This is a genomic window from Halodesulfovibrio sp. (genome assembly GCF_025210605.1).
Taxonomy (GTDB): Bacteria; Desulfobacterota; Desulfovibrionia; order Desulfovibrionales; family Desulfovibrionaceae; genus Halodesulfovibrio.
The window spans coordinates 131713-142783 of record NZ_JAOARI010000024.1 but is presented as its reverse complement, the minus strand read 5'-3'; the positions used below and the strand labels follow the sequence as shown (position 1 = coordinate 142783).

Here is an 11071-nt window from a genome sequence, read left to right as displayed (position 1 = left end):
CATGCATGCTAAACCATTTGTCATTATCCCTTGGCAGAACGATTTTATCTCCGGTCTTATGGAACGGGTGCTTTCTGATACCGACAACAACCCGGGTGATGCGCTGATTATTTTTCCGCATTCACGCCCGCGTAAATATTTATCTGACAGCCTGCGGTTCAACCAAGCATTGCCAAAACCATTTCTTATGCCGCAAATCTTTCAGGTAAGTGATGTTTTCCAAATGCTTCGCAGCGAACTGGAACCGACACCGCCGCACCTGATTGAAGTTCTTGATCGTGTCGGTCTGCTTATGGAGTGCATTCAGGACATTAATAAAAAGGATACGTTCACGTCTGGTCCATTACAGTCATTGCCACTTAATGACCCGCAACGCTTTTTCCCGTGGGGAATGCGCCTTAACTCCTTGCTGGAAGATTTTTTCAACCAGAATAAAACACCTGAAGATTACTATCATATGGAAGGTCAAGTTGTTCCTTTTGCTTCTATTCTGCTGGGACAACTCGGACGCATCCACGATGCCTACACAGAAAAACTGGACAAGCGCGGCTGGACTACCCCCGGGTATGATGCGTTCCGCGTTCTGCAACTACTGAAAGAAAGTTCCAAACCAGTTATGAGCTTGCTGCATAAGAAAATTTATGTTGCTGGCTTCTATGGGTTAACAGGCGTTGAAAAAGAATTGTTCCGCATTCTGCACACTGAATATGGTGCAACCATTATGCTGCATTCCGATGCGGAATTAGCCACAGGTGGTCAGACTCACTGGGCATGTCGGGAACATAAAAAGTGGATTACCGAATGGACTGCAAGCACTGAGTGCTGCGAAGTCCCACAAGAACGCGAACAGAATTTACAGCTCTATGAAGGCTTTGACCTTCACTCTCAGCTTGATGCCATGGAGCAACAACTTTTAGGACAGGATTCTATTAGCGACACTGCCGTTGTCCTCCCCGATACAGGGCTTATGATGCCTGTTCTGCACCATCTTCCACGTAAAGATGTTAACATCTCTATGGGCTACCCGCTATGGCGTTCTAACTTATTCCAGTTACTGGAAGTGGTACTCCATCTTCAGGAAAACAAGCGGGCGGACGGCTATTACTGGAAAGACATCATCTCTCTTATCCGTCATCCATACATTAAAATGCTGACCATCGGAGAAGAACGTCCTTTTGGTGTTACTCTGCACACTATGGAAAAAGAACTGCGTAGAGGCAGAAGCTACACAACTCCGTTCACTATTCCATTCACGCGGGACGAAAATGCTGCTGCTTCTGAAGAAGAAATGAAGACGTTGCTGAACGATGTACTTTCATGTGCCATTACTGCATGGGAAGATATTGCAACTCCAGCACAGCTTTCTAAAGCCCTTTCCGACTTGTGCACCGTACTCTTGGAGCATGGCGGCAACTTGTGGGAACGATTCCCTATTGATGCGGAGTCCATGTACCGCATCATGCGTAAAGTTACTCCTTCTTTACGCGAATGCTCCCTTGCAAATCAGGAATTTTCCCAAGGGGTACTCTTCACAATCCTGCGAGAAATCATCCGTGGCGAGCGCGTGCCTTTCGAAGCTGACCCACTGACGGGGCTGCAAGTACTCGGTATGCTGGAATCACGCCTGTTACACTTTAAAAATGTCTACGTTCTGGATGCGACAGAAAACAAATTACCGGGACTTCCCGGAAACGACCCGCTTTTACCAGACAGCTTGCGCGCTATGCTGGGACTGCCAGATGCACGGCATCGTGAGAGTGTAGCTGCGTATAACTTCTACCGCCTCATCCATGGTGCAACAAACGTACACGTCCTCTATCAGGCAGGCTCTGAACGCAGCGGCATTTTTGAAGAGAAACATATCCGTTCCCGTTTTGTCGAAGAGTTGCTCTGGAAAGAAGAATGCAAACAAGGAAAACTGCTGGAAACAGGTGACGCCCCGTTGCAAGGTATCAGCTATCCTGTGAGCAGCATCCACAAAGAAGATCACATAATTGAGCGCACTCCCGCGATCAATGCGATGATTGAATCTTTTTTATCCAAACCTGTTTCCCCATCTGCACTCAACACATATTTGAATTGCCCAATGCAATTTTATCTTGAGCGCATTGGCAACTTGCGTCCTGTTGATGAAGTCAACGAAACCGAAGACTTCGCCGCCATCGGCGACCTGTTTCATAAAGTGTTAGAAAAATTCTTCACGGGATACCTGCACAAAGAAACAGATTTCAGCAAACTTGACCCAGAACCACTACAACGCCTTTTTGTTGAAATGCTGCATGACTCCAGCATAAAGCAGGAAGTCCCATACGACTCCTTTATTATGTTGGAAACCGCGGGCAAAGAACGCCTCCGCCGTTTTCTTAAAAATCAGCCGATGGCAAAAATTGACTCCCTTGAAAAGAGACTTATTAAAACTATTGGTGTCGGCAAAAAGGAACGCTCTATTTCTGGAATTGCAGACCGCATAGATATTCGCAACAACACCCGTGTGGTTATTGATTACAAAACCGGCAGCATCCATAAGCCTAATAATGATCTGTGGCAGGATGAATTTTTGATGGCACAAATCCGCACATGGGACGGTGAGCTTGAAGACCCGTTACACGAACTTGCGGATAAGATTGTTAACCTTCAGTTGCCCGCATACCTGTACATGATGCATAACCCTCAACTGACATCTTCATGTGATGCCGGTTGGGTTGAATTAAAAAAAGACGGTAAAGAACATCTCTTTTTTGAAAAAATTGACGATGATCTTCATGACGAAATTATAACGACACATATCCCGTTAATTCTTCAGTTCATGCTGCGCCACATCGAAAAATCACCAGTTATTCGACCGCGAAAAGGTCGACATTGTGAATGGTGCACTTGCACTGCGGGCTGTTCTGTGTAAAGAATAACTCGAAGCAAATAATTGAGTGCAGTATGTCCATACTAACTGCTGTACTCCGACTGCGAGACACCGCGCAGTACATATAATCACAATGCGGAATTGAAGCGCCGCATTTGGAGGACTGAATCATGTCATTTCCTACCTTGAAGATTGGTGACGTTGTTGCCAATACTCCTATTATTCAGGGAGGTATGGGCGTTGGGATTTCTCTTTCCAAACTTGCTAGTGCCGTTGCCAATGAGGGAGGCATCGGAGTTATCGCTGGCGCAATGATCGGAATGGGAGAACCAGACGTAGGCAAAAACCCTATGGAAGCAAACATCCGTGCTATGCGTAAAGAAATTCGTAAAGCAAAAGAGATGACCCAAGGGGTGCTCGGAGTAAACATTATGGTTGCTCTTACAAACTTTGCCGACCTCGTAAAAACCTCTCTTGATGAAAAGATCGACGTAATCTTCTCAGGTGCAGGACTTCCGCTGGATTTACCTGCGTACTTGAAAGAGTATTACGACGAACACAAGGAAAAGGCTCACACTAAGCTTGTACCTATTGTCTCATCAGCTCGTGCTGCTAAGATTCTTTGTAAAAAATGGGCTTCCAAGTATGATTACCTGCCGGACGCTTTTGTGGTTGAGGGACCCAAAGCCGGTGGACATCTTGGATTTAAAGCTGACCAGCTCGAAAAACCTGAGTTTGCGCTTGAACAAGTAGTAAGCGAAGTTATCGATACGGTTAAAGAATTTGAAGAGAAATCAGGAAAAACCATTCCAGTTATCGCTGCTGGGGGCATCTATACCGGTGAAGACATTAAAAAATTCATCGACATGGGTGCAGCAGGGGTACAGATGGGTACCAGATTTGTTGCTACAGACGAGTGTGATGCTGACGACCGTTTTAAACAGGCGTATGTTGAAGCTACAGAAGAAGACGTCACCGTTATTCGAAGCCCGGTAGGACTTCCGGGACGTGCTCTTAAAAACAAGTTTGTAGAAGATTCCCGCGAGGGACTCAAAAAACCGTTTAAATGCATCTTCGAGTGCATTCACAATTGTGCACACGAAAAAAGCCCGTACTGCATTGCCTCAGCGTTACTCAACGCTAAAAAAGGCAACCTTGCTCGCGGATTCGCATTCTCCGGTACAAACGTACACCGTATTAAAGAAATTATTCCGGTTAAGAAACTTATTGATTCTTTACGGACTGAATTCTTATCTATCAAAAAGTAGAACACCCTTTCTGTTAACAGAAAAAGCCGTGACCATCTGGTCACGGCTTTTTTTCGTTATTTTCTGCAATCAGCGTATACAAAAATTGCTCATCATTAAAAGGTGATGCAAACCTATCATGCCCTTTCGAGGTGATATTCTACTACTGTAACATTGTGCAGCATCAACCTCTAACCTATGCTTAGAGTAAGAAAAGGAGCTGACACATGTTAATTACCCCTAAAGATTTACGCGAGAAAATATTGTCGTTTTATCCAGAGATAACGAAACATGGCATAGACCTGTCCGTCCACTTTGATAAGGAAAAAAACGCCTGGGTTGCTCAGCTCGCCAAGCATCAACACAAGCTCATAACATATATTGAGCCGGATGAAGCAAAGGAATGTCTCAGTGGCATTGAGTGCGTACATCTGGGCACGCAAATAGGACAATTTCTTTTTAGTTATTGTAGCGAAGGCACTGAGTGCAATTAAAAGTTATATGACACCACTCCATAGGCTGCCACATACGCATTCGGCGGGGGACGCAAGCGTATGACCAACGGCAGCCTTTTCTTATGGCATCAATGCACTAGTCCAAAAAATTCGCTATCCCTTGGGCTTTCAAAACATTTTCGGTTATACCGCAGCCTGTCAGCAACGAAGCCACACTGTCCTTGGCTTCGCCGGTAACGCAAAACTTCTGGCGGCGTAATCCGGCCGTCATTGCCGCTGACAATAACAGCTGCAATAATTCGAGATTTCCGCGAATTGATTCTCGCAATACCAATTCGACATCAACCTGTGTTGAAAATAATTCAAGCAATGCTGCACGCAGATGCTCTGCTTTCACTTCATCATTAATAGTTGAAACATACAATACGACTTTATTTTTATTCCGCGTAAAATCAAAGCCATACATGTTGGCAACAGGAGCAGTCTGTATTTGTAACTCGCTCTCCTGCTCTATTGATGCGGTATCAGCTCCCCCGTTTACAACGGCTTCTGCATCAACATTTAATGATGCACCCTTTTCTGCGACACTCTCCACCCGTTCAGGTAACTCTTGCTGTGCCTTATCAAGTGACCGAGCAAGAATTCCAGCAGAAAGAGCTTCTTCAAACAACTCACCTTCAAGCTCCGCTTCAAGCTGAGAAAATTTATCACTCCCACTAACGGGACCGGCAGAATCGATAGACTGAGAAAGCTGTGCAGTCCCCTTACTGCTATCAACGACTTCAACCCCATGCTGCATGTTCTGAGCTTGTTCAGGCTCAGCTTTTTGTTCGCTTTCGTGGGTATCAAGTGTGCCAGCTTGTGATGGCAATGGTGCTTCTTTTTTATATGGCTCAGTAATTGTAGGCTCATGAAAGTTATTCGGCAGTAAGGTATCGCTATTATCACGATGAACTACTTGCTGCTCACTCACATACGCCTTCTCGGCAATATCATTAACAACAGTCGGCTCTCCACCTCGTTTTGCAATAAAAGATGCCTGCCATGCTGGCTCTGGAGAATTAAATGCCGCGGAAGGAATCAGATGGAGAGATGCTTCAGGTATATCAAGCACCATTTGCAATTGTTCCGCTGTCAATACAGTTGCATAGAGAACGTGCAGGTATACGCCGGATTCAGGTGACGCAAACTGTACACCAAGCACCTGTCCACTTTTATACAAAAACTGTAGCAGGGAAAACGGGGTAAACTGTGTGCCAGCCAATTGCCCGCTGTCATCCAGTTCAAGCACATAGCAGGAAAACTCCTGCATAAGCTCATCCTGCAAAACATAGCCAGCAACAGAAAACGCTACCTTCCCTTGCGGGTCGCGCAGTGTATGTGTTGCCAACATATTTTTTGCATCAGCTGCCCAAGTGGTCGCAATCAAGTCGTTCAACGCACTTGTCGCAATAGAAATTTTTTCAGAATCTGCGCTATCAAGAAAGGCTACAAGCGCACTGAAAGCACGGATTACTTCACGAATATTAACATATGAAAGTGATAAAAGTTTTTTTCGGAATGCCCCGGTCACCAGCTGCAACAAATCAACTAGAGCGACAGCTTCTGTCAGCCCTAGCAAATTAAAGCAGTTAGAAAGTAACGGGGTTGTATTATAAATTGTAGAAAGCAGTGCAGAATCTGCGCGTTCGGCAGATACTTCCAAATCCAAAAGGAAAGGATCCAAATCTTCAAGTACAGTTCGTGCGTCTGTCAGAATCGTTCCAACAAGCGTATCCAGCATTCAAATATCACTCCATATGGAAAAAATACCTTCGGCATACGATAGGTCGGGGTACTATACCCTGTTATCAACTCAATGTACACACAACTTGCGTAGCCCCACTATAACCTGTATGTCACAACCGATGGTTCTCCTTGCCAAATTGAAACCAATGCGTACACTATCCGTTGAACATGTTTTTTGCTTAGGCAATTTAGGAGGCATGGAATGTTCAAACGACTTCTTATTCTTTTTTGTGGAGTAGTTATGATGTGCACTGCAACCGCAGCATCTGCGGCAACGGTGACTAAACTTAAAAATGGTCTTACAGTTTTGATTCAGGAAGACAAACGATTCCCGCTCGTCTCCACAAGACTGTATGTGCATGCTGGTTCCGGCTACGAAGAGCCGAGAGAAGCCGGTATCAGTCACGTGCTTGAACATATGGTTTTTAAAGGCACTAAAAATTATGCAAAGGGCGAAATCGCTGCAAGTATTGAAGAACTAGGTGGCTACCTTAACGCTGCTACTAGCTTTGACTACACTGTTTACATTGCAGATTTACCCGCTGACGCATGGAAAACTGGACTCTCCGTTCTGCGCGATCAGGCATTTTTTGCCACAATCGATCCAAAAGAACTTGAGTCAGAAAAAAAAGTTATTATTGCTGAACTTGAGCGCGGCGAAGACAGTCCGTTTGGTCTTCTTTTCAAAAAGCTGCAACAACAGACCATGAAAGGCACCACCTATGCATGGCCTATTATCGGATATCGCGACACTATTAATTCTTTTACTAGTGAAGATATTAAAAACTATATCAAAAAACATTATCAGCCACAGCAAATGCTGCTGGTAGTGTGCGGTGATATTGATAAAGACGCTGTACTCGCTGAAGCTGAAAAACTTTACGGCAACCTTGAAAACACTGCTAACGTAGTACCGCCAGCCGTTGTTGATATTAACAAGCTGGATATAACCGGTCCTACCGTGCAGGTTGTTGAAGGAAAATGGAATAAAGTCTACCTCGGTGTCTCATTTCCTATCCCTGGCTTTGATGACGTAAATACTACGGGCATCGACATGCTGGCTCAGCTTTTGGGCGGCGATAAAACATCTCCTTTCTATCGCAAATATCAGTATGAAAAACAGCTTGTGGATTCCATTTCCGCTTCCGCCTATTCTTTCGAGCGCGCCGGTCTTATCTACATTACAGCGGTACTTGATGCCGATAACGTTGATGAATTCTGGGCTGAGTTACTCAAAGATTTAAGCACCCTCAAAGCCTCTGAATTCACGGATGAAGACATCGCTCGTGTGCGTCTTAACCTTGAAGACTCACTCTTCCGCGCTAAAGAAACTCTCTCCGGTCTTACTTCAAAAATTGGTATGTTCGAGTTCTTCTTCGACGGAGAACAAGGTGAAGAAAACTACCTTGAAGAAATACAGAATGTTAACCACGAGCAGCTGCAAAAGCTTATTGATACCTATCTGAAGCCTGAGCGCCTGCAAGCTACTGTACTTGCCCCACACGGCAACACGGTAAGTGAAACAGCACTCACAGCACAGGTAGTAAAGATATGGGCACCGGAAGCTACAGCTAAAAAACAGGCTGTTGAAGAAGACATTGCTGGCAAAAGAGAAGTGATTGATCTTGGCGAAGGGCGTCAGCTTATTCTTATCCCTGACAGCACGCTACCGTATGTTGCCATTGATATGGACTTTATGGGCGGCGACAGTCTTATTGAAAAAGGTCAGGAAGGATTATCCGTTCTTTCAGCACGCGTTCTTACAAAAGGCACAGGTTCTATGGATGCCCCTGCCATTGAAGAATACCTTGCAGACCGCGCCGCATCCATTGGAGCCTCAGCAAGCAGAAGAACATTTTCTGTAAGCGCCCGCTACCCAGCACGTTTCTCTGGTGACATTCTAAAACTCTTCTCACAGATGGTGCAGAACCCTGCGTTAGCTGATGAAGAAGTTGATCGTGAAAAAACAGATCAAGTTGCAGGAATCAAATTACGTGAAGACCAACCTCTTGGTTTGGCAACACGCAACCTTTTCCCATTCCTGTTTACCGACTCTATATACAGCTACTACCATGCAGGTATTCCAGCACAGGTAGAAAAATTCACGAAAGATAATGTCGAAGAGTTCTGGCAAAAGCAAAAAGCCATGCCGTGGACTATGGCAGTTGCTGGTGAATTTGACCGTGACGCAATTATCGAGTTTGCAAAACAATTGCCGAAGCCAACCGAAAAACGTCCTGAAAAATTCGTTCCTACATGGAATACAGATCGTACTAAGTCTATTTCGCTCAAAGATCGAAATCAGGCACACCTGTTTATGATTTTCAAAACAGTGCCACTTACCGACAAAGATACTGCCGGTCTTGAGCTTATGCAGACTATTCTGGCAGGACAAAGCGGTTTACTTTTTAACGATCTGCGTGACAAACATGGTCTTGGTTACACAGTTACCGCATCCAGCTGGCAGTCTACCATCACCGGCTTTACCTATTTCTACATAGGCACAGAGCCAGAAAAAGAAGAAGCCGCAATGGAAGGGTTCCGCAGAATCATTAAAGAGATTCAAGAAAACCCTCTTTCCGAAGAACAGATTAAGCGTGGACAAAACCTTATGCGCGGGCAGTACTACCGTGGGCATCAAAGCCTCGGCAGCCGCAGTTCCGAAGCAGCAGGGCTGGCAACAGCAAACTTGCCGTTGAGCTACAACAAGGACATCGTAGAGCAGGCACAAAAGCTTACTCCGGCAGATGTTCAAGAGATTGCAAAAAAATATCTCAAGCCGGATAGTGCATACATTCTGCGCGTCGCACCGTAGTTTCCACACCACTTACTTCAAATAAAAAGCGGGTGAATCGTTATGATTCACCCGCTTTTTTGTTATTTTTTTGATTGCCTCCGGCGGCTCTCCGAGGGGCAGGCGCTGCCTTGCATCCGCAAGGGGGAATCCCCCTTGACCCGATTAAGGGTATGATGCTTACGCGAAAGCAAACTCTCTATTCGCATCACACGCCAAACCGATAAAAGCTACATGGCGACTGAACCGAATATGAGATCAAAAGAACGGCTTGCCTCGAATAATAGGGGTGCGGGAGATTATCTCCCTGCCCGTCGGAGCCAAAAAAAGCACCGCTAGCTTACCTGTTCACAGACCTAATATATGCCTCCGGCGGCTCTCCGAGGGGCAGGCGCTGCCTTGCATCCGCAAGGGGGAATCCCCCTTGACCCGATTAAGGGTGTGATGCTTACGCAAAAGCAAACTCTCTATTCGCATCACACGCTAAACCGATAAAAGCCACATGGCGACTAAGCCGAATATGAGATCAAAAGAACGGTTTGCCTCGAATAATAGGGGGGCAGGGGGATTATCTCCCTGCCCGTCGGAAACAATAAAAGCACAAACAAACGTTGCTAGCTAGTTACAGACAACAACGACACGCCCTTCTTCAAGGAACTTATTTGCATTGTTAATCTGTCGAAGCAACGCCGCTTGCTCTTCAGAAATCACAATATTGCTCCGCGCTTTGCCTTTGGCTCTAAGCGCTTTCAAGACCAGCGGGTTAGAAGAGCTACGCTTGGAAGCAATGCCCTCTTCCCATGTTCCTGCATATTCTACCATACCGTTTCTCAGCGCTACGGCACGGTTAACAACACGAGGGCTGTACAGCACCTGTCCTTTTTCATCAACAATGTTGACGGTAATCGCAGGGGTTATCCCAACTTCACGAGCGTCAACCAACAACCCTGTATATGCAGTGGGCTGTGCCATTGCCGTGTTTGATTCAGCTGAACCAGCCTTTTCTATAGACTCAGCTACAGCGTTAACAGCCGAGTACGGATTATCACTCACACGGTGAAAAGAAACATGTTTGCTAATAAGCTTTTCAAGAAGCATATCGCGCAGTTTTATACTTACGGTAACAGTCGCGTTCCCTTCTTTTGTAAAACGGGAGAACATGACCCGTGAGTTCTGCATGTCACCACGAATAAACTGCATAGCTTCTTCGTCAGAACGCAAGATATTACGCACACGCAAGGTGTCCGTCACAGGTATCTTACTTAAAATTTCGAACAAATTTTTCCGAGCTTCAATGGTCGCAGCACGGACTGTTTTAAGACGTGCCTGACGGCTACTTACCTCAAGTCCTGTTGAAAAGCTTTCGCCTCTGGCAGTAACTACGCCTGAAAGCCAGTTAACAGCGCCATTTGGGAATTCTTGTATGAACCCAGGCTCGTACGATGCGACCGTATCAAAATGAAAATTATCGTCGAACGTCAGCGGGGTATCAGGTAAATTTTCTGAAAGTTCTATCCCCCCACTATACAATGCTGGACGACTGTCCACAGTCCGCACACGCCCCTGACTCTGCGCTGTAGCATGCTGTCCTTGATACTGAAAAGAAGACGAAACTTTACTCAACACGGGAGTAGAAATTTTTTTGGCAGGTCTCTTGCTTTCTTTACTAGCCTTGTACGAAATCTTTGAACTGTGCTTTTTTTCGTTTTGCAATTGTGCTTCTACATCACGAATTGCCTGCTCAATAAGTTGTATCTGCGATGCTTCTGTATTTAAATCTTCTTCTATAACCGCAGTCGTATTTACAGTGCTGTTTACAGCAGAATCTACCCCCGTATTTTCTGCTACAGCCTGAGTTCCTATTAGTAATGTTGCCATGCATACGCTTGCCAACACTCTTTTACTCACCATGTCACCCTCTCAATTATGC

6 protein-coding genes are annotated in these 11071 nt (G+C 45.5%); 4 read left to right on the top strand and 2 right to left on the bottom strand.

Annotated features, from left to right (window positions below; genetic code table 11):
* The first annotated feature begins 1 nt into the window (after position 1).
* The 3 genes from N4A56_RS09725 (at position 2) to N4A56_RS09715 (ending at position 4598) form a co-directional block, all read left to right on the top strand.
* The gene (locus tag N4A56_RS09725) at positions 2–2899 is read left to right on the top strand and encodes a PD-(D/E)XK nuclease family protein (protein ID WP_295546882.1); all 2898 of its coding nucleotides are present in this window, start codon (positions 2–4) and stop codon (positions 2897–2899) included.
* A 128-nt stretch (positions 2900–3027) separates the two neighbouring features.
* A complete protein-coding gene (locus N4A56_RS09720) occupies positions 3028–4125 on the top strand; it encodes a nitronate monooxygenase (protein WP_293668831.1) in 1098 nt (365 codons plus the stop codon).
* A 206-nt stretch (positions 4126–4331) separates the two neighbouring features.
* The gene (locus tag N4A56_RS09715) at positions 4332–4598 is read left to right on the top strand and encodes a hypothetical protein (protein ID WP_295546880.1); all 267 of its coding nucleotides are present in this window, start codon (positions 4332–4334) and stop codon (positions 4596–4598) included.
* Between the two features lie 97 nt (positions 4599–4695).
* Here N4A56_RS09715 and N4A56_RS09710 read toward each other — a convergent pair whose 3' ends face one another.
* Positions 4696–6342: a hypothetical protein gene (locus N4A56_RS09710; protein WP_295546877.1), complete on the bottom strand. Its 1647-nt coding sequence runs from the start codon at positions 6340–6342 to the stop codon at positions 4696–4698.
* Between the two features lie 207 nt (positions 6343–6549).
* Between N4A56_RS09710 and N4A56_RS09705 the strand changes: the two genes are divergently transcribed.
* A complete protein-coding gene (locus N4A56_RS09705) occupies positions 6550–9162 on the top strand; it encodes a pitrilysin family protein (RefSeq protein WP_295546875.1) in 2613 nt (870 codons plus the stop codon).
* A 597-nt stretch (positions 9163–9759) separates the two neighbouring features.
* Here the strand turns inward: N4A56_RS09705 and N4A56_RS09700 are convergent.
* The gene (locus tag N4A56_RS09700; RefSeq protein WP_295546874.1) at positions 9760–11052 is read right to left on the bottom strand and encodes a hypothetical protein; all 1293 of its coding nucleotides are present in this window, start codon (positions 11050–11052) and stop codon (positions 9760–9762) included.
* Positions 11053–11071: the final 19 nt, after the last annotated feature.